The sequence below is a fragment of the Streptomyces lomondensis genome, assembly GCF_014651035.1.
Classification (GTDB): Bacteria; Actinomycetota; Actinomycetes; order Streptomycetales; family Streptomycetaceae; genus Streptomyces; species Streptomyces lomondensis.
The window spans coordinates 497,709-522,937 of the sequence record NZ_BMWC01000004.1 but is presented as its reverse complement, the minus strand read 5'-3'; the positions used below and the strand labels follow the sequence as shown (position 1 = coordinate 522,937).

General features: G+C 72.4%; 20 protein-coding genes. 7 read left to right on the top strand and 13 right to left on the bottom strand.

Annotation, left to right across the window (positions count from 1 at the left end; genetic code table 11):
• Window positions 1-40 precede the first annotated feature (40 nt).
• The 3 genes from IE255_RS17520 (at window position 41) to IE255_RS17510 (ending at window position 4,225) form a co-directional block, all read left to right on the top strand.
• The gene (locus IE255_RS17520; RefSeq protein WP_190051199.1) at window positions 41-2,506 is read left to right on the top strand and encodes a CBM35 domain-containing protein; all 2,466 of its coding nucleotides are present in this window, start codon (window positions 41-43) and stop codon (window positions 2,504-2,506) included.
• Between the two features lie 148 nt (window positions 2,507-2,654).
• The gene (locus IE255_RS17515) at window positions 2,655-3,029 is read left to right on the top strand and encodes a hypothetical protein (RefSeq protein ID WP_190051198.1); all 375 of its coding nucleotides are present in this window, start codon (window positions 2,655-2,657) and stop codon (window positions 3,027-3,029) included.
• A gap of 176 nt (window positions 3,030-3,205) precedes the next feature.
• The gene (locus tag IE255_RS17510) at window positions 3,206-4,225 is read left to right on the top strand and encodes a sporulation protein (RefSeq protein WP_190051197.1); all 1,020 of its coding nucleotides are present in this window, start codon (window positions 3,206-3,208) and stop codon (window positions 4,223-4,225) included.
• Between the two features lie 20 nt (window positions 4,226-4,245).
• Here the strand turns inward: IE255_RS17510 and IE255_RS17505 are convergent, their stop codons facing one another.
• Window positions 4,246-5,190 (bottom strand): M56 family metallopeptidase, encoded by a 945-nt coding sequence (locus IE255_RS17505; RefSeq protein WP_190051196.1) that lies wholly within the window; start codon window positions 5,188-5,190, stop codon window positions 4,246-4,248.
• 6 nt (window positions 5,191-5,196) lie between these two features.
• Window positions 5,197-5,583: a BlaI/MecI/CopY family transcriptional regulator gene (locus IE255_RS17500; protein WP_190051195.1), complete on the bottom strand. Its 387-nt coding sequence runs from the start codon at window positions 5,581-5,583 to the stop codon at window positions 5,197-5,199.
• A gap of 135 nt (window positions 5,584-5,718) precedes the next feature.
• On the opposite strand from IE255_RS17500, the gene IE255_RS17495 reads away from it, so the two are divergent.
• Window positions 5,719-6,384, top strand: a complete 666-nt coding sequence (locus IE255_RS17495; protein ID WP_190051194.1) for a hypothetical protein — start codon at window positions 5,719-5,721, stop codon at window positions 6,382-6,384.
• Window positions 6,372-6,623, top strand: a complete 252-nt coding sequence (locus IE255_RS17490; protein WP_190051193.1) for a twin-arginine translocase TatA/TatE family subunit — start codon at window positions 6,372-6,374, stop codon at window positions 6,621-6,623. The genes IE255_RS17495 and IE255_RS17490 overlap by 13 nt, the downstream gene beginning before the upstream one ends.
• A 12-nt stretch (window positions 6,624-6,635) precedes the next feature.
• Here IE255_RS17490 and htpG read toward each other — a convergent pair whose 3' ends face one another.
• The 3 genes from htpG to IE255_RS17475 all read right to left on the bottom strand — a co-directional run bounded on the left by htpG (window position 6,636) and on the right by IE255_RS17475 (window position 10,214).
• Window positions 6,636-8,534: a molecular chaperone HtpG gene (gene htpG / locus IE255_RS17485; protein ID WP_190051192.1), complete on the bottom strand. Its 1,899-nt coding sequence runs from the start codon at window positions 8,532-8,534 to the stop codon at window positions 6,636-6,638.
• 86 nt (window positions 8,535-8,620) lie between these two features.
• Window positions 8,621-9,331, bottom strand: a complete 711-nt coding sequence (locus IE255_RS17480) for a class F sortase (RefSeq protein WP_190051191.1) — start codon at window positions 9,329-9,331, stop codon at window positions 8,621-8,623.
• A 133-nt stretch (window positions 9,332-9,464) separates the two neighbouring features.
• Window positions 9,465-10,214 carry a hypothetical protein gene (locus IE255_RS17475; protein WP_190051190.1) on the bottom strand — a complete coding sequence of 250 codons (750 nt, stop codon included), beginning with the start codon at window positions 10,212-10,214 and terminating at the stop codon, window positions 9,465-9,467.
• Window positions 10,215-10,477: 263 nt separating this feature from the next.
• Between IE255_RS17475 and IE255_RS17470 the strand changes: the two genes are divergently transcribed.
• Complete coding sequence (locus IE255_RS17470; protein ID WP_190051189.1) at window positions 10,478-10,978, top strand: hypothetical protein; 501 nt, start codon at window positions 10,478-10,480, stop codon at window positions 10,976-10,978.
• A gap of 19 nt (window positions 10,979-10,997) precedes the next feature.
• On the opposite strand, the gene IE255_RS17465 is transcribed toward IE255_RS17470, so the two are convergent.
• The 4 genes from IE255_RS17465 to IE255_RS17450 form a co-directional block, all read right to left on the bottom strand.
• Window positions 10,998-11,285, bottom strand: coding sequence for a DUF3040 domain-containing protein (locus IE255_RS17465; RefSeq protein ID WP_190051188.1), 288 nt, complete (start codon window positions 11,283-11,285; stop codon window positions 10,998-11,000).
• Between the two features lie 950 nt (window positions 11,286-12,235).
• Complete coding sequence (locus IE255_RS17460) at window positions 12,236-13,498, bottom strand: cation:proton antiporter (protein WP_190051187.1); 1,263 nt, start codon at window positions 13,496-13,498, stop codon at window positions 12,236-12,238.
• A gap of 248 nt (window positions 13,499-13,746) precedes the next feature.
• Complete coding sequence (locus tag IE255_RS17455; protein ID WP_190051186.1) at window positions 13,747-15,210, bottom strand: L-fucose/L-arabinose isomerase family protein; 1,464 nt, start codon at window positions 15,208-15,210, stop codon at window positions 13,747-13,749.
• A gap of 32 nt (window positions 15,211-15,242) precedes the next feature.
• Window positions 15,243-16,502, bottom strand: a complete 1,260-nt coding sequence (locus tag IE255_RS17450; RefSeq protein WP_190051185.1) for an MFS transporter — start codon at window positions 16,500-16,502, stop codon at window positions 15,243-15,245.
• 208 nt (window positions 16,503-16,710) lie between these two features.
• On the opposite strand from IE255_RS17450, the gene IE255_RS17445 reads away from it, so the two are divergent.
• Window positions 16,711-20,643 carry a glycosyl hydrolase gene (locus tag IE255_RS17445; protein ID WP_190051184.1) on the top strand — a complete coding sequence of 1,311 codons (3,933 nt, stop codon included), beginning with the start codon at window positions 16,711-16,713 and terminating at the stop codon, window positions 20,641-20,643.
• A 161-nt stretch (window positions 20,644-20,804) separates the two neighbouring features.
• Here the strand turns inward: IE255_RS17445 and IE255_RS17440 are convergent, their stop codons facing one another.
• From IE255_RS17440 to IE255_RS17425, 4 genes are all read right to left on the bottom strand, one after another.
• Window positions 20,805-21,821, bottom strand: coding sequence for a LacI family DNA-binding transcriptional regulator (locus IE255_RS17440; RefSeq protein ID WP_190051183.1), 1,017 nt, complete (start codon window positions 21,819-21,821; stop codon window positions 20,805-20,807).
• Between the two features lie 114 nt (window positions 21,822-21,935).
• A complete protein-coding gene (locus tag IE255_RS17435) occupies window positions 21,936-22,709 on the bottom strand; it encodes a carbonic anhydrase (RefSeq protein ID WP_190051182.1) in 774 nt (257 codons plus the stop codon).
• A gap of 183 nt (window positions 22,710-22,892) precedes the next feature.
• Entirely contained in the window at window positions 22,893-24,155 is a 1,263-nt protein-coding gene (locus tag IE255_RS17430) for an MFS transporter (protein ID WP_190051181.1), read from the bottom strand.
• Between the two features lie 166 nt (window positions 24,156-24,321).
• Window positions 24,322-25,212 carry a helix-turn-helix domain-containing protein gene (locus IE255_RS17425; RefSeq protein WP_372487604.1) on the bottom strand — a complete coding sequence of 297 codons (891 nt, stop codon included), beginning with the start codon at window positions 25,210-25,212 and terminating at the stop codon, window positions 24,322-24,324.
• Window positions 25,213-25,229: the final 17 nt, after the last annotated feature.

The window sequence follows — 25,229 nt, the reverse complement described above, 5'->3', positions numbered from 1 at the left end:
CAGAACCGCCCTGATGACAGCACTACTTGGAGCAGCCGTCATGGCAGCCACCCTCCCCGCGGCCGGGCCCGCCGCCGCGGCAGATCCACAGCGCCTCACCGTCGACCTCAACGCCTCCGAGGGCCCGGTGATGCTCGGCGCCAACGGCTCCCTCTACGGGCTCAGTGACGACGGGGTCCCCAGCGACGCCGCGATGGAACCCCTGAAGATCACCAGCATCTCGCAGAAGCCGGAGGGCGGTGCCCAGCACCCCAACGGCGACGCGCTCACCGTCTCGAAGTCGTTCTTCCGTAACGGCGGCGGCGAGATCAACGTGATGATGCAGGACATCTACGCCAAGTGGCCGTACGAGGACCTCGGCATCGACGACTACCTCCCCAAGGTCGACAAGATCGTCAAGGAGATATCGGCCGACCCGAACAGCGAGCGCTTCGTCTACATCCCGTTCAACGAGCCCGACCAGATCTGGTACAAGCTCGACGTCGCCGACCAGGCGCAGTACGAGAAGAACCGCGACCGGTTCTTCAAGGATTGGAAGACGGTCTACCACCGCATCCGCGCGATCGACCCGGACGCGCGGATCGCAGGACCCAACGAGGCCGCCTACCACACGCGCCTGCTGAAGGACTTCCTCGCCTTCGCCAAGCGGGAGAACGTGCTGCCCCAGGTGATGACCTGGCATGAGCTCGGCTCCGGCTCCCTGCGCGACTTCCAGGCCCACTACGACGACTACCGCAAGCTGGAACGCGAGGCGGGCATCGCCCCGCTGAAGATCAACATCGACGAGTACGCCAACCGCCGCGACCTGTCCGTGCCCGGGCAGCTCGTGCAGTGGGTGTCCCTGTTCGAGCGCAACAAGGTGTACGCGAACATGGCCTACTGGGACGCCGCCGGCAACCTCAGCGGCCATGTGGTGCGGTCCAACATCCCCAACGGCGGCTGGTGGCTGTTCCGCTGGTACGCCGGCATGACGGGCGACACCGTGAAGGTGACGCCGCCGCAGCCGAACAGCATCGACACGCTCCAGGGTCTCGCCTCCCTCGACACCTCCCGCCGCCAGGCGCAGGTCCTGCTCGGCGGCTCCGCCGGTGACTCGGACGTGGTCGTGCGTGACGTCCCCCGGTCCGTGTTCGGCCGTACGGTGACCGCGACCGTCGCCGAGGCCGCCTGGTCCGGCTACGAGGGGCAGCACGCGGCGCCGCGGGTCCTGGCGCGCACCAAGGTGAAGGTGGCGGACGACGGTTCGGTGACCGTCCCGCTGCGCGGCATGCACAAGATGTCGGCGTACCGGATCGTGCTCACCCCCGGCGGCTCGGGCACCCCGGCCACCGCCTCCGTCCCGTGGTCGGCGTCGTACGAGGCCGAGGACGCGGCCATCACCGACGGCAAGGTCTACACGCAGGGCACCGTGCAGAACGCCAACGGCTACGCGGCCTCCGGCACCAAGGACGTCGGCTCCCTCAACCAGCCGGGCAGCAAGGTCGCCTTCTCGGTGACGGTGCCGAAGGACGGCACGTACGACCTGGCGATCCTGTACGGCAACCAGTCCGGCGGCCCGGCCACCCAGAAGCTGTCGGTCGACGGCGCCGCACCGGTCACCGTCACCTATCCCTCCACGGAGAACTGGACCTACCGCGCCAAGAGGGACGTCACCGTCCAACTGAAGGCGGGAACACACCAGTTGGTCCTGTCCAAGGGTGACGCCGAGGTGACCCTCGACCGGATCGACCTGACGGCCCGTACGGGCGCGGCCTCCGCCTCGTACGAGGCCACGCTCGCGGACATCAGCGGCCGGCCGTCGTACGACTACTCGTCGTCGGCCGGGGTGGGCACGGGCGCCCTGGTCCTGCGCTCGGGCGACAAGGCGGTGTTCGACGTCTACGCCCCGCGCGACGGCTACTACACGGTGACACCCCGCTCCACGGCGGCGGTGAAGCTCGCGCTGCACGGCGAGACGGTCACGGCGGCGCCCGGCCGGCCGCTGCGGCTCTACCTGGTCGCGGGCAACAACCGGATCGCGATGACGTCGGCCCACGCCGCCGTCCGCTCCCTCGACGTCTCCGGTGACGGCTCGGCCGCCGGCACCCTCTCCTACGAAGGCGCCAAGGCCACGCTCGCCGGCGGGGCCAGGCTCGTCGACTCCCCGCACGCGTCCGGCGGCTCGTACATCGGCTGGCTCGGCAACAGCCCCTCCAGCACCGCCGGGTTCACGGTGGACGCGCCCCGCTCCGGCCGCTACCTGCTGGTCGTCCACTACGCGCACAACGACCGCCGGGACAACGGCCACGCCTACAACACGGACATCATGTCCCGTACGGCGGACATCACGGTCGGGTCCGGCACGCCGGTGAAGGTCACCTTCAAGAACACCTGGAGCTGGGACGACTACTGGACCGTCGGAGTCCCGGTCGACCTGAAGCAGGGCACCAACACGGTGACGTTCGGCAACGCGAGCGCCTGGGCGCCGAACATCGACCGGATCGAGCTGGGCCGGGTCGTGGGCTGAACCCCGCGGTGACGGGCGGCGGTTGCGGAGAATCGAACGTCCCCCTCCGCAACCGCGACGCCGCCACGCACCGTCTGTCGTCATGGCCGCCGCACGACAGGGCGGCCATGACCACGGCCCGATCCGGGCCACGACAACGGGGAGTTCCATGCGTACGAAGCTCGGCTCGGTCCTGGCGGCGACGGTTCTGGCGACCGGCCTGGGCGTCGCGATGGCGCCCAGCGCCTCCGCCGCCGACAACTGCTGGGCGGACGGGGACGGCATCCGCTCCTGGTGCCGCAATGTGTCCGGCGCGCCGGTGTACGGATACATCGGCAACAACCACATCTACCCCGACCCCACCAAGGTGGTCGGACACATGTACTCCAACCCCAGCTGGTTCTACTGCAAGCTGGACGGCCAGGCCTGGGTCGGCGGCCCGCACCCGACCCGCTGGCTGCTGACCGTGGCCGACAACGGGAAGCTCGGTTACATGAAGGACACAGCGATCTACAGCGAGACCGATCCCGTACGCAACTGCTGACCCGATATCTGCGCGCGCCAGTGCCGCAGTCCGCCGTGGAGGCGGGCTGCGGCACTGCCGTGTTCCGGCCGATCCAGCCCTGCGCGACCCCGCCCGACAACCCACCACTCGCACTCCCGTATGCTTCTACATGCTTGTAGAAGTCAGTACACGCACGTGAAGGAGTGGACGCCACCATGGTGTTCAAACGACTGCTCGGCGCGCTCGGTGTGGGCGGCCCCACGGTCGACACGGTTCTCGACCCGGCCCCCGTCCGCCCCGGCGGCACGCTCACCGGCCAGGTCCACCTGGTCGGCGGCAAGGCCGACTTCGACGTCGAGCGCATCACCCTGGAGCTGGTGGCCCGGGTCGAGGCCGAGCACCAGGGCGGCGAGAGCGAGGGCGTCGTGGCCTTCGACCGCTTCACCGTCGGCGGCGGCTTCCGGCTCGCCGAGGGCGAGCAGCGCAGCGTGCCGTTCAGCGTGACGCTGCCGTGGGAGACGCCGGTGACCGAGCTGCACGGCCAGAGCCTGGGCGTCGTGCTCGGCGTGCGCACCGAGCTGTCGGTGGCGGGCGCGAAGGACAAGGGCGACCTGGACCAGCTGACCGTCGCACCGCTGCCGGTCCAGGAGGCCGTGCTCGAAGCCCTCGGCGGGCTCGGCTTCGGCTTCCGGTCGGCGGACCTGGAGTACGGGCGGATCGGCGGCACGGGCCAGCGGCTGCCCTTCTACCAGGAGATCGAGCTCGTCCCGTCGCCCCGGTACGCGCAGCAGGTCAGCGAGATCGAGCTGACGTTCCTGGCGAACCCGGGCGGCATGGAGGTGGTACTGGAGGCGGACAAGCGCGGCGGCTTCCTGTCGCCCGGCCACGAGGCGCTCACCCGGTTCACGGTCTCCCACGAGGGGGTCGAGCACCAGGACTGGCCCGCGATCGTCGACGGCTGGATGCGGCAGCTGGTCGAGCACCGGGCGTCGTACGGCTCCCCCGTCGGTTACGGCTCCCCCTTGGGCCACGGCTCCCCCGCCGCGTTCGGCCCGGGCGGCCACGGGCACGGCGGTCACCACCACGACGGCCACCGGTCGGGCCCCGGCATGGGCACCGCCGTGGCCGCGGGCGCGGCCGGACTCGCGGCCGGTGTGGTCGGCGGCATGGTCGCCGGTGAAGTCGTCGACGAGGTCGGGGACTTCTTCGAGGGCGACGAGGAAGAGGAGGGCTGACGCCCGCCGGGGCGTGGCTCCTACAGGGGCGTGGCCGCGCGCAGGATGAGGACCATCGTGACGGCCGAGTTCGCGGAGGACATCGCCGACACGGCCGTCCCCGCGGCCGCGCCCCATGCCGCCAGGCCGACCGAGGTGAACGCCGGGGGCCAGGTGCGCACGGCGGGTGCCGGGCCGAGGAGCGCCGCCACCCGGCGGGGCACCGGTCCCGGCGCGGCGAGTCCCGCGAGCGTGGGCACCGGGGTGCCCCGGGAGACGAGCGCGGCCGTGCCGATGGCGCGCGCCACCGTGCGGCGGCTGCCGACCGCCCGGGCCGCCTCCTCGTCGGCCCACCGCTCGGCCGTGTACGCCACGGCGGTGCGCAGCGGCCGCAGGAACGGGTTGGCCCGGGCGGCGAGCTGCACGGCGAGCAGGAAGCGGTCGTGCCGGGCCGCGAGGTGCGCCCGCTCGTGGGCGAACAGCGCCCGCCGCTCGGCCGGCCCGAGCCGGTCCAGCAGGGCCGTGGTCACCACGACCCGGCCCCTACGCCCGCCCCGGCCACCGCCGGGCAGCGCGTACGCGTACGGGACGGCGTCGGGCAGGACGGCCACCTCGGTGCCCGGCAGGCCGGCCAGCGCGCGATGGGCGCGGCGGCGCACCCGGGCGTGCCGCCACAGCGCCCGGGCACAAGCCACGACGACCGCGCACAGCGCGGGAATGGCGGCCTTGCCGACGACCTCGTCGTACGGCACCGCCGCCCGCACCTCGGGGTCCGACCAGCCGTCGGGCAGCGGGTTGCCGGGCAGTTGGGCGGTGCCGACCACCATCACCAGCCCCAGGCACACCGTGCTGCAGAGCGCCAGCACCGCGGCCAGCACGGTCAGCAGCCGGGTCGCGGTGCGCGGATGCAGATGCTGCTCGGCCAGGCGGGCGACCGGCCAGGCCGTGAGCGGCAGGACCAGCGGCAGAAAGACGAACACCCCCATGAGGCTTCAGTCTTCCCCCTCGCCGTGGGCCTGATCCAGCAGGTCGCGCAGCAGCCGCTCGTCGTCCGGGTCGAGGCCGGTGACGAAGCTGGCCAGCACGGCCTCGCGGTCGCTCTCGGAGTCCAGCACCTTGCGCATCTTCCGCGCGGCCAGGCCCGCCTGGTCCGAGGCGGGCGTCCAGGCGAAGGACCGGCCGACGCGCTCCCGGGTGACCGCGCCCTTGCCCAGCAGCCGGGTCAGGATCGTGATCACCGTCGTGTAGGCAAGGTCACCGCCAAGACGTTCCTGCACCCAGCCGGCCGTGGCCGGACCGTCCGCCTCCCGCAGTGCCGACAGCACCAGCGCCTCCAACTCGCCCTGTCCCCGCCGGGGGCGCTGCCGGGGATCCGCCACCGCCCTGCCTCCCTTCCGCCGCTCCGCGTTGCCGTGCGGACATCGTATAGATCCGCGGCACCGCCATCCCGCCATCTTCTACAGTGTTGTAGATTTCGGAGGGCCGAACACATCAGGAACCGACCGGGAGACCATGTGGCCGAACCGTCCCGCCTCCGCCCGGAGGACCGCGCGGACTTCGAAGCGGTACTGCACCTGGCGATGGGCGACGCCGACATCCGCGGCGCCCTGCGCCCCGACCCGACCGGCCGGGCCGCCGCGCACCTGCGCGCCCACGCGCTCGCCCACGCCGACGCCATCACGGCGGCGGCCGGCGAGCCGTACGGGGCCTACCTCGCCGTGCGGAGAGCAGCCCGGCGCGAGGCGCGGCCTCCGTACGGCACGGGCAGCCTGCTGCCGGCCCTCGCGGTGCTCACGCCGCTCGTGGCGGCCCTCTCCGCCGGGGCGCTGCTCCTGCTCGGCGGCCTGTTCCAGGTCGCCGGCGCGCCGGGCCCGCTGCCCGGTTCGCTCGTCGCGGCCGGCTGGACGCTGGCGCTCGTGGCGGCCGTGACCGGCCTCGTCGCCCTCGCGGCGCTGCTGTGGACCGCTCTGCCCCGCCGCGCCGTCCCCCCGTCGGCCGAGCAGGTGGAGCACGCCCGGCGGGCCTGGCGGCAGGCGCTGCTCGACCACGGCATGCTGCCCCACCTGCGCCGGCATCTGGCCCCGCACCCCGAGGCGGCGAGCACGCCCTGCTCCCCGCCCGATACGCTCGCGCCGTGCCCGGCCCGGGCCGGAAAGGACAGGACACCATGTTCGGACTGAGCGAGCTCGCGATCCTCCTCATCGTCGTCATAGCCGTGATCGGGGTGAAGAAGCTCCCGGAGCTGACCCGCTCGGCCGGCAAGGCGGCCCGCATCCTCAAGGCCGAGGCACGCGCCGCGAAGGACGAGGAGGCGGGCACGGCGCCCGCGCCGCGGGTGGTCCAGGGCGAGATCGTCCCGCCGGGCACCGGCACGGCCCCGCCCGGCGCCCGTGCGGCGGACGGCCCGGACCACCGCTGATCCGCTCCCCGGCTACACCGTGCGCTCCAGGCGGTCCGCCACCAGCCTGACGAACGTCGCGGGGTCCTTGGGCTGGCCGCCCTCGGCGAGCACCGCCAGCGTGTGGAGCAGTTCGGCGGACTCCGCGAGTTCCGTGCGGTCCTCGCGCTCCCGGTAGGCCTGGTTCAGGCCCTTCACCAGCGGGTGGCCCGGGTTGAGCTCCAGGATCCGCTTGGTGCGCGGCACCTCCTGGCCCATGGCCCGGTACATGTTCTCCAGGGCCGGAGTCAGGTCGTGCGCGTCCGAGACGACACAGGCCGGGGAGACGGTGAGCCGCGTCGACAGGCGCACCTCCTTGATGTCCTCGTCCAGCCGCTCCCGCATCCAGCCGAGCAGACCGGCGTACTCCTCGGCCTGCTTCTCCCGCTCCCCGTCGGCCTGCTCCTCCCCCTTGGCGTCCAGGTCGATCTCGCCCTTGGCGACGGAGCGCAGCTTCTTGCCCTCGTACTCGCCGACCGCGTCGACCCACACCTCGTCGACGGCGTCGGTGAGCAGCAGGACCTCGATGCCCTTGTCCCGGAACGCCTCCATGTGCGGGGAGTTCTCGATGCTCTGCCGGGACTCGCCGGTGATGTAGTAGATGTCCTCCTGGCCGTCCTTCATCCGCTCCACGTACCGCGCCAGCGTGGTCGGCTCGTCGTCGGCGTGCGTGGTCGCGAACGAGGCGACGGCGAGGATGGCGTCCCGGTTCTCCGAGTCGGTGACCAGGCCCTCCTTGAGGACCGTGCCGAACTCCCGCCAGAACGTGGCGTAGCGGTCGGCGTCCTTGGCCATGAACTCCTTGACCGTGGACAGCGCCTTCTTCGTCAGCCGGCGCTGCATCATCCGGATGTGCCGGTCCTGCTGGAGGATCTCGCGGGAGACGTTGAGCGAGAGGTCCTGCGCGTCGACGACGCCCTTGACGAAGCGCAGGTACGGCGGCAGCAGCGCCTCGCAGTCGTCCATGATGAAGACGCGCTTCACATACAGCTGCACACCGCGCCGGAAGTCCCGCGTGAACAGGTCGTGCGGGGCGTGCGAGGGGACGAAGAGCAGCGCCTGGTACTCGAAGGTGCCCTCGGCCTGGAGCCGGATCGTCTCCAGCGGCTCGCGCCAGTCGTGGCTGATGTGCTTGTACAGCTCGTGGTACTCGTCGTCGGACACCTCGTCGCGCGAGCGCGCCCACAGGGCCTTCATCGAGTTCAGCGTCTCGGGCTCGGGCGCGTCCTCGCCGTCGGCCGCCTCCGGGACCATCCGGATCGGCCAGGTGATGAAGTCCGAGTACCGCTTGACGATCTCCCTGATCTTCCAGGGCGAGGTGTAGTCGTGCAGCTGGTTCTCGGGGTCGGCGGGCTTGAGGTGGAGGGTCACCGCGGTGCCCTGCGGCGCGTCCTCGACCGTCTCCAGGCTGTACGTGGCCTCACCGCGGGACGTCCAGCGGGTGCCCTGGCTCTCGCCGGCGCGCCGGGTCACCAGCGTGACCTCGTCCGCCACCATGAAGCCGGAGTAGAAGCCGACGCCGAACTGTCCGATGAGCCCCTCGGCCCCGGCCGCGTCCTTGGCCTCCTTCAGCTCCTTCAGGAGGGTGGCCGTGCCCGACTTGGCGATCGTGCCGATGAGCTGTCCGACCTCGTCGTACGACATCCCGATGCCGTTGTCCCGCACCGTGAGGGTACGGGCCTCCTTGTCGACGTCGATCTCGATGTGCAGGTCCGAGACGTCGGCGTCGAGCGAGTCGTCCCGCAGCTTCTCCAGACGCAGCTTGTCGAGCGCGTCGGAGGCGTTGGAGACGAGCTCCCGCAGGAAGACATCCTTGTTCGAGTAGACCGAGTGGATCATCAGCTGGAGCAGCTGACGGGCCTCTACCTGGAACTCAAACGTTTCGGTCGTCATGGTTCGCGAATACCTCACAGGTCCCTCAGTCGCCTGAACTGGTGGCAGTCACTGTAAAACACCAAGTCAGGCCGTAGACCCGGAAGTCAGACGAGGTGGGCGAAGACGACGAGGTTCTCGGTGTAGTCACGGGCCTGGCGGTCGTAGGCACCCGCGCACGTGATGAGGCGGACCTGGGCGTCGGGGGTGTCGCCGTACACGCGCTCGCTGGGGAAGCGGTCCTTGTCGAAGTACTCCGCGGAGTCGACCGCGAAGGTCGCCCTGCTTCCGTCGGCGCGCTTCACGTGGAACCGGTCCCCCTTCCTCAGCTCGCTGAGCCGGGCGAACACGGCCGGGGAGGTCGTGGTGTCCACGTGCCCGGCGATGATCGCGGTTCCGGCCTCGCCGGGTGAGTGGCCCTCGGCGTGCCAGCCGACGAGGTTGGTGTCCTCGGCGGGAGGCGGTTCCAGCTGGCCCGAGCGGCCGATGGCGAGGTCCGTGAAGGGCGCGTCGACCGCGATCTTGGGGATGAGCAGGCGGACCGGCCGGGACCGTGGCAGATGCGGGCCGGACGCGGACGCGGTGGACCGCTGCGGAGCCGCGGAGGCGGGCGGCGCCGCGGGGACGTCGGGCGCGGCCGAGACGGCGGGCGGGGCGTGCGGCGGGCCGCCGGCGTCGGACGACCCACCACGGCCGGCGACCAGGCTCACGGTCAGGACCAGGGCGGCCAGGACCCAGAAGGCCGTCATGGCGGTGCGCAGCCGCCGCCTGGACGGGGTGGGACCTGGTGCGTCAGGGGAAGGAGGGCTGGCTGCCATCGGAGACCACCTCACTGGGGCACGGCGGCGGATCGGGCAGGGCAGGGGCCACGACCCGCGGGAGGACGAGCCGGGCCGCCGCGACGCGAGAGACACGTGCGGCGGCCACGGCGGTTATGAGGTCAGGCACCGGTCATGCGCCCTGCGAGGCCTTCTGGCGCCGCAGCGCGTACAGGCCGGTACCGGCCACCGCCAGCATCGCGAGCCCGCCGGCGGTGACACCGGGCGAGCCGGCCAGCCCACCGCCACCGGTGTGCATCCCGCCGCGCGGCTTGTCGTGCTCGTCGTGCTTGCCGTGCCCGAAGTCCTTCCCGTGGTCGTCGTGCTTGCCGTGGTCGTCACCCTTGCCGTGCTCGTCGTGCTTGCCGTTCTCGTCGTGCTTGTCCCCGTAGGCGTCCTCGTCGTGCTTGTCGTTCCAGGTGTCGTCGCCGCGCTCGCCGTCCTTGAGGGAGTCCGGGTCGTGCTTGGGGTTGTCCCAGTCGTCGTCCGCGTTCACCGCGGTCAGCGCTCCGCCACCGGTGTGCACTCCGCCGCGCGGCTTGTCGTGCTTGTCGTGCTTGTCGTGCTTGCCGTGCCCGAAGTCCTTCCCGTGGTCGTCGTGCTTGCCGTGGTCGTCACCCTTGTCGTGCTTGTCGCCGAACGCGTCCTTGCCGTACTCGGAGCGGTCCGAGTCGTCGTCCGCGGTGACGGCGGTCAGGGCTCCGCCGCCCGTGTGTACCCCGCCGCGCGGCTTGTGGTGCTTGCCGTCCTTGTCGTGCTCCTTGCTGTAGGAAGTGGTGTCGTGGTCCCGGTCACCCATCGTCTCGGCGTAGGCGGTGGGTGCGGCGATCGCGAGGGCGGCCGTGGCCGTGGCCGTCGCGAGCAGCATGCGGGCAGAGCGCATCGGTGAGTCCTTCCGTCGCGTACCGGGCAGCTGACGCCTCGCCAGCTCACGAGACCCGGCCTCGACGTGAACCACCGTCATAGATGCCGGGCCGTCTCACCATCCAGGGCGTTCACTCGGGTTACAGGCCCACCCTGACGGCGGCATCTCCGCCCCCCGGCGTCCGGCCGGAAAGTCTGCAACCTCACGCCCGCCCTCGCCGTCTCCTACGGCGACACGGGGGTGGGAATCGCCCTCCCCCGGGACCGTCGCGGGAGGCGCTCATGGCCATGGTCGGCCTGTTCTGGATCGGCGAGGACTCGGTGTACGTGGGGGCCGAGCCGACGGGAGCGGCGTCCGGCGTGCGGTTGACCGAGGACGGCGTCGAGTCGCTGGGCGCCGACCAGGGCAGGTTCTGGACGTGGGACGAGGTGGTCCGGCTCGGGACCGAGGGCGTGCCCGTGCGGTCCGGTGTGCGCAGGCTGGCGTCCATGGCGTTCGACGCCGCGCTCGTCGTGGTCACGGGCTACGGCGAGCAGCCGCCCGCCTTCTCGGTGGAGGTGGTGACCGCCGAGGAGACCGTCCTGGTCGACGTGCACACGGCCGTCGCCGGAGGGATCTATCCGCTGTCCGAGTACGAGCTGTCCGTCGCCCTCCTGGAGCGGCTCGCCGGCGGGGGCGCCGAGATCGGCGACCTCCTCGCGTGGGGCCGTGACCACGCGGCCGAGGGCACGCCGCCGCGCGAGGAACGCGAGGCGCTGCTGCGGAAGTGGGCCGGCGCCTAGCACCACGGAGCAGCGGGCGTCACCGTGGCCCGGTCCCCCGGTGCCCCGGGCGGGTCGGGTCCGGGTCGACCAGCTGGGCCGCCATGCCGACGAGGACCAGCCCGCCCGCGATGAGCAGCCCCTGGGACAGGGCGATGCCGGAGCCCAGGACGGCCACGCCGAGCGCCAGCCCCCACCAGGCTCCGGTACGCCGGTACTCCCGGGGCCGGGCGGGGCGGCCGGACCTCAGCGCGCGGGCGAATCTGGGGTCCTCCCGCTCGAGTCGCGCCGCGAGGTCGACCAGGTGTTCGTCTTCGGACTGGGGCACGGCTTCTCCTTCCGGACCCGACGGCGCTTCGAGGCAGGGCACGGCCGAGGCCAGGGCGAGTCGTGGGGTGTCGGGCCAGCTGAGGGTGCGGAGGGGGACAGCCCGCCGAGGCGCGGCGCGGCCGGTCTCACCAGGGCTTCAGCTTCTCCCTCCTCCAGCGGATTCCGCCATCAGGCCCAACCCTCATCCTTCCCGGTGAGCGCACCGCACGAACGCCGGTCCGCGAGGCGGGTGTTCGACGGGAGGATGGGTGGCGCCACGGATGGCGGCCGGGCCGCACTGTGCCTGCGCTGGGTGGTGATGGGGTCGAGGAGGTGGTACGGGTGCCCGTGTGACCCGGTGCCCTTGTGACTCGGTGCGGTTGTGACCCGGTGCGGCTGTGCCCGGATGCCCTTGCGACCCGGTGCCGTCGCGACGCCGCCCGCCGCCACGTCCGGGCCCGGCACGTCCGGGCCCGGCACGTCCGGGCCCGGCACGCCGAGGTCGCTCCGCGGTGTACCGCGACGGGCATGGAGCGGAGGTCCGGGGCGGGCGTGGAGCGAAGCATCCTCGACGGTCGTGGAGCGAGCGTCCGCGACGGGCGTGAAGCCGAGCATCCGCGACGGGCGTGAAGCCGAGCGTCCACGCCTCCGTGGAGCCGAGCTCCGCGCAACGACCGCGGCATCGGCGACGCGCCGAAAGGAGCCGGTGCCCGCGGTATGCGTACGCGGGCACCGGCTCCCTTCGGTGCCGGTCTCAGCCCGGTTCCCGGCCCGCGCGACGGCACCGAGGTGCGCCCGACCGCCCCGTCCCCGTCCCCGCATGCAGAGCCCTTTGCACCGGTGCCGTCGACGCGCTCATCCGCGGCTGCCTCGGCCGCACCCCCGGAGGGCCGCGCGCCGTGCTCCCGGCCCATCACCGACCGCGAGCAGGAGATCCTCAAGCTCGTCACCGAGGGCCACGGACCGCCTCTAGCGCTCGGCCGGCTCGGCGGGCCGAGGAGCGGTCGCTGTGCTGTCGGGCTGGGGCTCGCGGGCGGACGTCGGGGCCGTGCGGCCGGGCAGGACGCCCTGCCCGGCCCGGAGCGCGCGGGCGAGCAGGTGGGCGCGTCCGGCGGCGATGGGGCCGAGGACCGCGAGGACGAGGACGTACCCGGCGATGAACGGGGCCAGGCGCTCGTCGAGTCCCGCGGTGGCGGCCATGGCGGCCAGGATCAGCGCGAACTCCCCGCGGGCGACCAGCGTCGTGGCGATCTCGGCGGCGGGCTCGGTGCCGTAGCGGTACACGCGGGCGACGAGGAGTCCCGCGACGACGTTCATGACGAGGGTCAGCGCGGCCGCCACCGCCACCGGTCCGACGACCGAGACGATGTCGCCGGGGTCGATGGAGAGTCCGAAGGCGAAGAAGAAGATCGCCGCGAAGGCGTCGCGCAGCGGATGCACCAGGTCCCGGATGCGGGGCCCGGAGGGCGTGCCGGCGAGGATCAGGCCGACCATGAAGGCGCCGATGGCGTCGGCCACTCCGAGGACCTCGGCGACCCCGGCCACCAGGACGGCCGCGCCGAGGAAGCTGATGACGAGCAGTTCGTTGTCGCGGGTCGCGATGAGACGCCCGACCAGCCGGGTGCCGTAGCGGGCCGCGGCGGCCAGCAGCAGCAGGAAGCCGAAGGCCTTGGCGGCCTGGAGGACCGTGTCCCCGACGCCCTCGGCGCCGCTGATGACGGGCTGGAGCGCGGCGAGGTACAGCGCGAGGAAGATGTCCTCCACGACGATGACACCGAGGATGAGGCGGGTCTCGGGGCGGCCGATGCGGCCGAGGTCGATCAGGATCTTGGTGACGATGGCGGACGAGGAGATGCCGAGGACACCGGCGAGCACCAGCGCCTCCCGGACGCCCCAGCCCAGGGCGAACCCGAAGCCCAGCCCGGCACCGACGTTGAGCAGCAGATAGATCCCGCCCGCGGTCAGCAGGCGCCGGCCGCCGCTCCTGAGGTCGTCGAGGTGGAACTCCAGGCCCAGGTAGAACAGCAGCAGCACCAGCCCGAGTGCGGAGAGCATCTCGAAGTCGTGGGCGTCCTGGACGATGACCAGGCCCGGCGTGTGCGGGCCGAGCAGGATGCCGGCGAGCATGAACAGCGGGATCGTCGGGAGTCCGATCCTGCCACCGAGGCGGGCGAGGAACGCGGCGGCCACGAAGGCGCCGCCCAGGGCGAGGAGGCTGTCAGCGTGTCCCACGGGTCACCGCCTTCCCCGGCACACCGTGGGCGGATCGTTTCTGCGTGCGAGAGTGGATGGGCTCCTCCTTCTGGGGATGTACCGGACATCGTGGTTCCTGTCGACGTATGCCCCGAGCCGCGCCCATGACAACGTGCCGACGCTCCGGCCGTGGCCACTCTCACACGCGGCCCGGCCGTCTCACCATCGGTGCCCGCACCCATCTCCGGGTGGGGACGACACCCATGTCCCGGCAGGCGGCGGCCCCTTCACACCTGCCGGTGGTCGATGCCCAGCAGGCTCGCCGCCGCCCTGAAGTCGGCCGCGTGGTGGCCGACCGCGAGGGACCAGTGGTGGCCGACGCCCGTGGCGCTCCACGCGTCGACCCATTCGCCGGGGTCGCGGCCGAAGTCGACCCGGCTGGTGGTGTTGCCGATCTCCAGGTGCGGTCCGGGGACGACCGTGCCCTCGGAGGTGACGAACGACAGGCCGCCGTCGGCGTCCTGGCCGAGGCCGAGCAGGGTGACGGGCCCGTGCCGGACGTCGAACTCGACGCTCACGCCCCAGCCGCGTTTGCCGTGGTAGACGCCGAGGCCGCGCAGCAGGGGGTCGCGGGCGCTGACCGCGAGGTGGGCGGGCCCGTCGTGGCCCATCTCGACGACGCCGGCCTCGAAGTCGAGGGCCTGGATCTCGGTGAAGGAGCCGCCGGCGGCGACGCTCTGGGTGGCCAACTGCGCGACGGACGTGCGCAGTTCGTACTCCCCCGCCGCCGGTACGCCCCGGGCGGTGAGCAGGGAGGCGCCGAGGATCATGCCGGCGCCGAGCCGCTCGTGGAGTTCGCCGTCGAGGCCGCGGTGGTAGTAGGCGAGGCTGTCGAGCGCGAAGTCCTCGACGAGCCGGTCGAGGGCGACCGACACGGTCGCGCCCCAGGCGAAGTCCTCCTCCACCACGCTGTCGTCGAGCGTGAACACCTGCCGGGCGAGCGCCATCCGCTCGCGGGTCTCCGCCTCGGTGACCCGTTCCACGCGGTGCCGCAGGTCGTCGAACTCCAGGACCTCGACGTGCGAGCCGAACGTCGTGGCCAGCAGCGTCGGATCGGTCTGCACGTCGAGCATGCCCGGGTAGACGTGCCCCATGAGGCCGTGCCGGGCGTGCCGGAGCGCGGCGCGGATGTGCGCGGCCCGGATCCACTGCTCGATGCGCCGCCAGGCGGACTCCTGCCGCAGCCAGCCCGACACCGACCGGAAGGGGATGCCGGCGCGCCGGAAGACGTTGCCGACCTCGGGGACGGGGCACTGCCCGCAGTAGGCCAGCCACGCCCCGGTGTCGAAGGAGGCGTGGTCCATCCGCTCGGTCGGCTGGAGGTCGATGACGAGGACGGGCGTGTGCGAGCGCTGGGCGATCGGCAGCACCATCGACGAGGTGAGGTACGTCGTCAGGAACAGCACGATCAGGTCGCAGTCGGCGCGGCGCAACTCCTCGGCGGCGCGCGCTCCTTCCCGGGCGTCGGAGACGAACCCGGCGTCGGTCACCTCCGCGTCCATCCCCCGGAAGCGCTCGGCGACATAAGCGGCCGACTCCTGCAGTTGCGGGAGGAGGCCGGGGAACTGCGGCCAGTACGTGCCGAGTCCGCCGGCGACCAGCCCGATCCGGGTGCGGCGCCGGGTGACCGGCGGGAGCAGGTCGTGCAGGGCGGCGGCCCGTACGGCCGTGCGGTCCGCGGTCGTTGCCATGGTCGGTGCTCCTTGTCGGGTGGGGCGGCGGCTCAGGTGCTGGGGATGCGCAGGTCGGCTCTGTCCGGCAGCGCGGCGGCGGAGCGCGGGACCAGGACGCGGATGATGAACACGCCCGCGAAGGCGGCGGCCGTCATGCAGGCGGTGATCGTCCAGAGGAGGACGGACGGGCTGTAATCGGCCAGGGCGGGGGTGAAGAACGCGGCGACGGCGAAGACGCCCCGCGACAGGGCGTAGGTGAGGCCCTGGGTGGTGCCGCGGGTGTCCGCGGGCAGCGTCAGCTGCGACCACACCTTGTAGTTCGCCTCCCCCGCGAAGGGGTTGGACAGCTGGTAGAGCACGAAGAAGACGAGCATGCCGACGAGGGCGCCCGCGGTCAGCGACGCGATGACGAAGGCGAGGATCTGCACCACCGCGGCCACGTGGAACAGCCGGTCGCGCCACGGGGTGTCGGCGACGCGGACGAAGGCGAAGGTCAGCAGCACGCCGATCGGGATGAACGCCAGGTTGATGCCGGTGGCGAGGCTCTGGGAGGCGTCGCTGACGGTGACGAGCAGATAGGTGCCGAACTGGCCGAAGGTGTTGGCGCCGAGGCCCCAGGTGACGTAGAAGACGAACGTCGCGGTCATCGGCAGCAGGGCGGCGCGGGTCCACACGTTCTTCAGCGAGCTGCCCTGCGGCGCGCCCTCCGGCTCCGCCTCCGCTGGATCCTGCTCGGACAGCTTCAGCCGGGAACGCAGGGCCCAGGTGACGAGCGCGGCGACGGCCAGTTGCCCGGTGATGAGCCGGGCGCCGGTCATACCGGTGGTGGACAGCACGAAGCCGAGGAAGATGGCGACAGCGATGCCCAGCATCCACATCACCTGGGTGAAGGCCACGAGCCTGCCCCGGGCCCAGGCGGGCGCGGCGTCCGACACCACGGCCAGGGAGGTCGGCAGGTCGGCGCCGGCCGCGAGGCCCGCGATGAGCACGCCGATCAGCAGCGTGATGTCGTCCGGCGCGAGCGTGATGACGATCGCGCCGAGCGCGAAGCAGAAGATGTCCCAGTTGTAGACGCGGCGGCGGCCGAAGAGGTCGGCGAGCCGTCCGCCGACGAGGGACCCGACGGCGATGCAGCCGGTGACGATCGCGCTGATCGCCCCCGCCATCCATACGCCCATGTCGTAACTGTCGCGGTAGATGGCCAGGTTGACGGAGATGCTGACGATCAGCCCGGCGTCGAGGTAGGAGGCCATGCCCGACAGGGCGGCGGCCTTCCAGAGCGGTCTGGGGATGGGTCGGGTACCGGCCATGATGCGACTCCGTCGTCTGGTGACATCGCGGTTCCGGGGGCCTGGTCGCAGCGAATATAGGGCGAGAAAAACGTTGCAACAAGGTGTCGCGCACGCATGCGTGGAACGACGTCGTCCTCGGCCGGGCCGTGCGCGGATATGGCGTGGCCGTTCCAGCTCGCCTACGGTGAAGGTGGCCTAAAAACGTTTTAGGGGAAGGACCGCGCCCGTGCTCTCCCCCGCGCTCCGGCAGCTGTTCGAGGACCCGCCCCGCGACTTCGGGCCCACTCCCCTGTGGTGGTGGTCGGGTGCGAAGGTCACCCGTGAGCGACTCGCCTGGCAGCTGCGGGCGTTCGCGCAGGGCGGTGTCCACAACCTCGTCGTGATCAACCTGGCCCCGGCCGGCCCGACGTTCGGAGCCAGGACCGACGATCCGGCGTGGTTCGGCGAGGAGTGGTGGGCCCGCTTCACCGACGCCTGCGAGATCGCCGCGGACCTGGGCACACGCCTGTGGTTCTACGACCAGATCGGGTTCTCCGGCGCCAATGTGCAGGGTGCTGTGACGCGGCGTCATCCCGAGGCGGCCGGGCTGGCGCTGCGCTGCCGCGACGTGAGGGTCTCCCGGGGCATGGTCGCGCTGAGGGACGCCGAGACGCCGCTGGCCGCGTACTCCCCGCTCGGCCGACGCCTCGACCTCGGCACGAACGGGGCCGTCGCAGCCGCCGACGGCTGCGAGGTGCGGCTCGTCACCGCCGTCCCCACGGCGTTCGACTATTTGGACCCGCACGCCGTCGGCCTGTTGATGGACGCCGTCCACCACGAGTACGACCGCCGCGTGCCCGAGTACCTCGGCACCGTCATCGCGGGCAGCTTCCAGGACGAACTGCCGGGCACGAACGCCTGGAGCCACCGCTTCGCCGACGAGTTCCGCGCCCGCCGCGGCTACGACCTGCTCGACCACCTGCCCGCCCTGTTCGGCACGGACGCCACCGCGCCCGAGGGGAAGATCCGCGGCGACTACTACGCGGTCCGGGCGGAACTGACCGAGGAGGCCCTGTTCCGGCCGCTCGCCGACTGGCACCGCGAGCGCGGCCTGCTGCTGGGCAGCGACCAGAGCCACCCCGCCCGCGCGGGCTACCCGGCCCAGTCGACGCAGATCTACACCGACTACTTCCGGACCCACCGCTGGTACAGCGCCGCCGGCAGCGACCACCACGGCGACGCCAAGGTGCACTCCTCCATGGCCCACCTCTACGGCCACGAACGCGTCTGGATCGAGGCGTTCCACTCCTCCGGCTGGGGCGGCACGCTGGAGGACACCTACCACTGGCTGCTGCCGTTCCTGCGCAGCGGCGCCAATCTCTACAACCCGCACGCCAGTTACTTCGGCACCGCGGGCGGCTGGTTCGAGTGGGCGCCGCCGTCCACCGACTGGCGCCAGCCGTACTGGAGGCAGTACCCGGCGTTCTCCCGGGCGGTGGCGCGGATCTGCTCGATCATGTCCTGGGGCAGCTACGCGGCCGACGTGGCGGCCCTGCATCCCACCGCCACCATGCAGGCCCTCCTCCCCCTGGACGCGCCCGTCCAGCACTTCGGCGACGGCCGGCTGGGCGACGACCACGCCGACGCCGACGAGACACAGCGGCACTACCTGGACCTGTGCGGCACGAACAACTGGCTGGCCCCGCACGCCGGTTCGCTGGACCGGCACGGCATCTCCTTCGACGTCGTCGACGACGCCTCGGTCCAGCGCGCCAAGGCCGCGGACGGCGCCCTGCGGATCAGGGACCTCGCCTACCGGGCGGTGCTGCTGCCCTCGGCGAGCGTGCTGGAGGAGGAGACCGCGCGCCGGCTGGCCGAACTGCTCGACGCGGGAGGGCGGGTCGTGGTCGTGGGGCGGCCGCCCGCGACGGCCGCGGGCCGGGCCGGTGACGACTCCGTGGTGGCGGCGCTGCTGGCCCATCCCCGGCTGGAGCGGGTACGCGACCCGGAGGCCGGTGCGCTGGCGGTGGCCGACGCGGCGGGGCACGCGACCGGGGACGTGCCGCTGCTCGTCCGGCGGAAGGGGAACGAGGCGGTGGCGCTGGTCACGGCCGCCTTCCCGGAGATCGGCGCCCATCCGCTCCGGCCCGGCTCCGCCCCCGCTGCCCCCGGTCCCTTGTCCGTCACGGTGCGGGCGGAGGTCGCCGAGGCCGAGATCTGGAACCCGGCGACCGGGTCCCGCCGTACCGCCCGTGTCACCGGCGACGGCACCGTCTCGGCCATCGAGGTGCCGGTGGACGGCGCCCCCGCCGCCCTGGTCGTCTGGCGCGAGGGCCGGCCGGCGTCGAAGCCCTCCCCCACCCGTGAGACGGCGGTCCAGGTGATCGACGTCTCGGCCGGCTGGCACGGCCGTCTGGTCCCCACCCTGGACAACACCTGGGGCGATCTGGCGCTGCCCCCGGGATCGCCGGTGGACGAACCGCAGATCTGGACCATGGAGTGGACCGAGGGCGGGGTGTGGGAGCGGATCCGGGCGACGTACGGCAACCGGGTCCGGATCCTGCCCCCGGTGCCGGTCGATCAGGCTCCCGAGCCACTGGACCCGGCACGCGTGGAGCGGATCCTCGCCGGTGAGCTGCCGCTCGTGCCGCCCGACGCGGGCTGGGAGGTCGCGGTGCACTCGGCGAGCCGCGGCATCCCGGACCAGGGCGGGCTGCTGGGCACCAAGGGGCTGGTGAACGAGGAGTTCGTACGTGTCCCGGTGCCCGGCGGCGGTACGGCCGCCCGGCTCCGCGCGATCGTGGAGACCGGCCACCGGGGACCGGCCGAGCTGCACATCGGCGCGGAGGCCGTGAAGCGGGTGTGGTGGAACGGCGAGCCGCTGTCCCCGGACGGCGGCGGGTACCTGGCCTCCGCCCGTGTCACGGTGGCCCGCGACCGGAACGTCCTCGAGTACGAACTGTCCGGCGCCCAGGACCGCCCCTCGACGATCTCGGCCGCCGCCGGCACACCGCTCGGCAGCTTCTTCTGCCTGTCCGAGCCGGGCGGGCTCGGGCCGCGGCCACGATTCATGCGCCCGCCCGGGGAAGTACGGCCGGACGGCCGGGTCACCTACCGCGCGCGGCTCCGCGTCCCGGGCGGCGAGGCCCGGGCGGTGCTCGTCGTGGGCGCGGCCTCGGCGGTCACCGTGCTGCTCGACGGCGAGGTCGTGGCGCGTCAGGAGAAGGTGGAGTACTACGCGGCGGACTGGGGCGCGGTGCCGATGTTCTTCCGCCACGAGCCGGTGCTCGGGGCGGGCGAGCACACGCTGGAGGTCGTGGCCGACAGCGCCGACGCCCGGGACGCGGTGTTCGTCGACCTGGTGGCGCGTTCGGGGGCGGAGGTGACGGCCCTGGTCAGCGGCGCCGGCTGGGAGGCCGAGTCGGGCGGCCGGCGCGGGCGGACCGTCGAGGACGACCGCAGGCGGGGCGAGTTGCGGCACTGCCACGCCGTGGAACGGCCGCACCCGCTGCCGGGCACCGCGTGGCTCACCGGCCGGCCGGTGCTCGGCGGCGCGGTGTGGCCGGCGCGCTCCACGGACGACGTCCACGCGTCGCCGCAGCGCTTCCGGTTCACCGTCCCGGCGGGCACGGTGGCGCTCGACCTGCCGTTGGCCCTGCACGCGCGCGTGCGGGTCGGGGACGGTACGGAAGTGCCCCTGAAGGAGCAGCAGTTGGAACTCAGTGAGCCGCTCCCGTCGCCCGCGTCCGTCGAGGTGGTCACCGAGCCCACGGCGGTCCTGCGCGGCGGCTCGGCCTGGCGCGGGCCGGTGCGCGTGCGGACCGTGCAGGCGCCGCTGCCGCTGGGCGACTGGCGGGAACTGGGGCTGAGCGGCTGGAGCGGGGGCGTGACGTACGAGCGGGTACTCCGGGTGCCGCCCGGGCCCGACCCGGTGCTGGATCTCGGGCGGGTGCGAGGCAGTGTGGAGGTGTCGGTCGACGGGGAGTTCGCCGGTGAGGCGTTCTGCGCGCCGTACCGTTTCCCGTTGCCCGGGGTCGCCGGGCGCACCGTCCGGCTGGAGGTGACGGTCCGGGGCACCCTGGCGCCGTATCTCGCGCAGGCCACACCGACCGCCTGGGCCTTCGACTCCCAGTTGTCGTCGGGGCTGTTCGGGCCTGTGACGCTGCGGATTCCCGCCTAGGGCCCTTCTGATGGATCTCCGTGGGAGAAGGAGCGGCGTTCGGTGCGTGCGATCGGCGTGCGGCGCGAAGGGTCATGTGGCGGAGCCACCTGGCCCTTCGCGCCGTGCGGTGAGCGTGCGTGCCGGGCGTCGCGACGCCGCGGAGATCCATCAGAAGGGCCCTAACGGTCGGCAGGCCGGGTGGAGTCGCGCAGGACGAGGCCGGGGGCGAAGACGCGGGTCTCGTGGAGGTGGTCCGCGCGGGCCTCGATCTCGTCGAGCAGCATCTCCACGGCCGCCCGGCCGAGGTCCTCGACCGGCTGCCGGACCGTCGTCAGGGTGGTCGCGCCGAAGCTCGCGATGTCGAGGTCGCCGTAGCCGACCACCTGCACGTCCTCGGGGATGCGCACGCCCCGCTCGGTGAGGCCCCGGCACAGGCCGGCCGCGAGGAAGTCGTTGGTGCAGAACACCCCGTCGGGCAGGTCCTCCAGCCCGCGCGCGATCTCCGTGCCGTACGCGACGGTCATCTCCTCGGCGACGACCTGGTCGAGCCGGGCCTCGCGCCGGCTGCGGACGGCCTGCCGGGCGCCCTGGTACCGGTCGGCGCACTGGCGTATCCCGCGCTCGCCGTTGACGACGAGGATGTCGCGCGCCCCGCTGTCGAGGAGGTGCTGTACGGCGATCCGGCCGCCGGCGATGTCGTCGACGGAGGCCGAGCAGCCCTCCCGGTCGGGCATCGCGCGGTCGGCCAGGACGAGCGGGATGCCCCGCTCGCGCAGCCGGGCCAGCCGGCCCGGGTCGGCGCTGAGCGGAACGACGACGACGCCGACGGCCCGCTGCTCGACGAGCATGCTGAAGTAGCCCTGTTCCCGTTCCGGGTCGTCGCCGCTGTGGCAGAGGACGAGGGAGTAGCCGTGGCCGTAGGCGGCGTCCGCCGCGCCCCGGGCGATGCGCGCGTAGAAGGAGTTGGTGACGTCGGGCAGCACCAGCCCGATCGCGCAGGCGCGCCCGGTGCGCAGGCCGGCGGCTCCCGGGTGGGGGACGTAGTCGAGGGCGGCGACCGCGATGCGGACGCGCTCGGCGGTGCGGGCGTTGACGCGCTCGGGCCGGTTGAGCACGTTCGAGACCGTGGACACCGAGACGCCCGCGGCGGCGGCGACGTCCTGGATGCGGGCGGGGCGTGCCGGAACGGCGTCCACCCCCTCGCTGTTGCGGCCGTGCGACCAGGCACGACGTGGCCTTCCATGGGCGCCGCAAGTATAACGTGACCGGGCGTGGAACGTTTTTACCGCCCGGTCCCCGTCGTCTCCCGGTCAGGCGGAGGGCGCGCCGGTGAGGACTTCCACCCGGCCGGTGTCGAGCGAGTAGTAGGCGCTGACGACGGCCAGGTCGCCCTTCTTCACGAGCGGGGCGAGGTCCTTGTTGCTCCGCAGGTCGGCGGCGGTCTGGTCGATGTGGATCCGGACCATCGCGTCGACCGGGTCGGCGTGCTTCTTCTTGACGGTCTCCCGGTACGCAGGGCGCAGGGCGTCGGAGATCGCCTGGAGGTTCCCGGGCAGCGTCTTGCCGTCGCGCAGCGCCTCGTAGGCCGCCTTGATCGCCCCGCAGCGCTGGTGTCCGAGGACCACGATCAGCGGGGTGCCGGACGTCATCGGGCCGTACTCCACGGAGCCGACGACCACCGGGCCCACGACCTGCCCGCCGGTGCGCATCACGAACAGGTCGCCGAGGCCCGTGTCGAAGACGAGCTCCGGCGGGACGCGGGAGTCGATGCAGGACAGGATCACGCCGTACGGGTCCTGCGCCTCGGCGACGAACTCGCGCCGCTTCGGGTCCCGGTCGGGGTGCTGGAGCTTGCCGTCCACCCAGCGCTTGTTGCCGTCCATCAGCCGGGCGAACGCCGCCCAGGGCGAGTCGGGGCGCGCGGCCGCTGCGGGAGAAGCGGGGGCGGGGGTGCCGGCCGCGCCCGCGGCCTTCCCGGTGCTCGTGGTGTCCGTCTTCGACGAACAGGCGGTGAGCAGCGCTGCGGTCGCAGCCAGCCCACCGGTGAGTATGGCCCTGCGCTGCGGCGTTCCGGCGGTCCCCATGTGGCCGTCCCCTTTCGGTCTCCCCGCTCTCCCTGGTGGGAGCGGGTGAGGCCACTCTCGCGGGAGGCCGGTTAGCGCCCGTACAGCGCTGGTGCAGGACAGGAGAAGGGCTCGTCCAAAATGCGTGGGGTAGCCGGGGCCGGACTTGCGGTGATCAGGCGGCGACCGGCAGGGCGCCCGCGGTCAGGACCGCACGGTGGCCGCACCGCTCGGCGCCTGTGTCCCACTGCTCCCGAACCGGATGCCCTTGGCCTCCTTGCCGAGGGCGCTCAGCAGGATCACGACGGCCAGGGTGGGGACGATGGTCCACGCCATCGCCGACGGATAGCCGTGGCGCTCGGCGAGGGCCTCCTGGAGCGGCAGGTTGAGCGCGGCGATCAGGTTCCCGAGCTGGTAGGTGACGCCCGGGTAGAAGCCCCGGATGGAGTCCGGGCTCATCTCGGTGAGATGCGCGGGGATGACGCCCCAGGCTCCCTGCACGCACACCTGCATCAGGAAGGACGACAGCATCAGCCAGCCGACCGTGGTGGACAGCACGAAGAACGGCACCACGACCAGGCCCGCGGCCGCCGCGATCATGATGGTCCGGCGGCGGCCCAGCCGCTCGGAGTACGCGCCGAGCAGCACACCGCCGATGATGGCGCCGATGTTGTAGACCACGGCGATCGCGATGGAGGTGTTCGCCGACAGGTCCAGGCCCTTCTTCACGAAGGTCGGGTAGATGTCCTGGGTGCCGTGCGACATCCAGTTGAAGGCGGTCATCAACGCCACGAGGTAGACGAAGCGCCGCAGCACCGCCGGATTCCTGAACACCTGGTGCGCGGGTGTGCGGTTGAGCCGGACGCTCTTCTCCCACACCTCGCTCTCCTCCACCCGGCTGCGCACCCACAGCGCGACGAGGGCGGGCACCAGGCTGAACGCGAACAGGCCGCGCCAGCCGAAGGCGGGCTCGATGACGAAGAACGCCACCGCGGCCAGCAGATACCCCAGCGAATATCCGCTCTGGAGCAGGCCCGACCAGAATCCGCGCCGTTCGGTGGGGATTTTCTCCATGGCCAGGGCCGCGCCCAGGCCCCATTCGCCGCCCATGCCGATGCCGTAGAGCAGGCGCAGCACCAGCAGAACCGTGTAGTTGGGGGCGAAGGCGCAGGCGAAACCGACGATCGAGTAGAAGACGACGTCCACCATGAGCGGGACGCGGCGGCCCCGGCGGTCCGCCCACATGCCGAAGAGCAGGGCGCCGACCGGCCGCATGACGAGGGTCGCGGTGGTGAGGAAGGCCATGTCGGTCAGGGAGACATGGAATTCGTCGGCTATCTCGCTGTAGACGAGCACGACCAGGAAATAGTCGAACGCGTCCATCGCCCAACCGAGATAGGCGGCCACGAAGGCATTGCGCTGGTCTTTCGTCAGACCCGCCGCCTGCCCTTTCACGGTGTTCAGCACTGCGGCCTCCCGGAGTTCGCAGCCGAGGCTAGGCACCGGGCAGCGGGAATCGGGCAAAGCACGGACCAGGATTGGACCAAAGGTGTCCGAGTTCGGCTGACGGCCGGGAACGCGCCTTCCGGGCACGTGCTGAGACACGATGCCTCGCCTCTCGTGGGACCTCAGCTCACTTCGCCGGAACCTGACGGATCGGAGGCGTCGACGGCGGCAGGTCCGCGAACGAGGTCGGCCACGCGACGTCATCGATGGCGAGCCACGGCGCAGCGGCTACGGCGGTGGGTGTCACCCCGGTGAACGCTTTGACCTCGCGGTGGAGGTGGGCCTGGTCGACGTAGCCGCTTGCGGCCGCCACCTGGGCGGCGGCGTTACCCGCCGCGAGGAGATGGGCGGCGTGGTCGAAGCGCACCAGCCGGGCGGCGTGCTTGGGGGTGAGGCCGATCTGGGACCGGAAGCGGGACCACAGGCGCTTACGGCTCCATCCGACCTCGTTCGCCAGGCTGTCGACGCGTACCCGCCCCCGGCTGGTGAGCATCAGCCACCAGGCAGCGGCCACCTCTGGGTCAAGCGACGGGCGCGCGCTCAGCCGTCGGCCAAGGGCATCCGCTGCGATCGTGAACCGCTCGTCCCACGACGCGGCGGCCCGCAGCCTGTCCTCGGTTCGCCCGGCGTCGCGGCCCCAGACATCCTCCAGGGAGACCACCGTCCCGCTGAGGTCGGTCGATGCGCCGAGGACCGCAACGGCCAGGACCGGCGACAACCGGATCTGGAGGCACTCGATCCGCCCGGCCGCCCGGCCTCCGAGCCGAAGGTCGCGCGGTACCAGTCCGACGACCGTGCTGCCGCATTCGCGCCGGCCGTGGGCGTCGTAGACAAGGCTGTCTCCCTCACTCAGGTCCACGAACAGAGTGACCGAGGGGTGCGCGACCATGGCGATATCGGCGCGCGCTGGGGCATGTTGGCGGAACCCAGCCATGCTGACCCCCGGCAGTCCGCCCGGCTGCCGGGGCACGGCGACCTCCACCGACGCCCAGTCAGGTGGTGTTTCGGTGGACCTCACAGCCCCAGGCTAGGGCC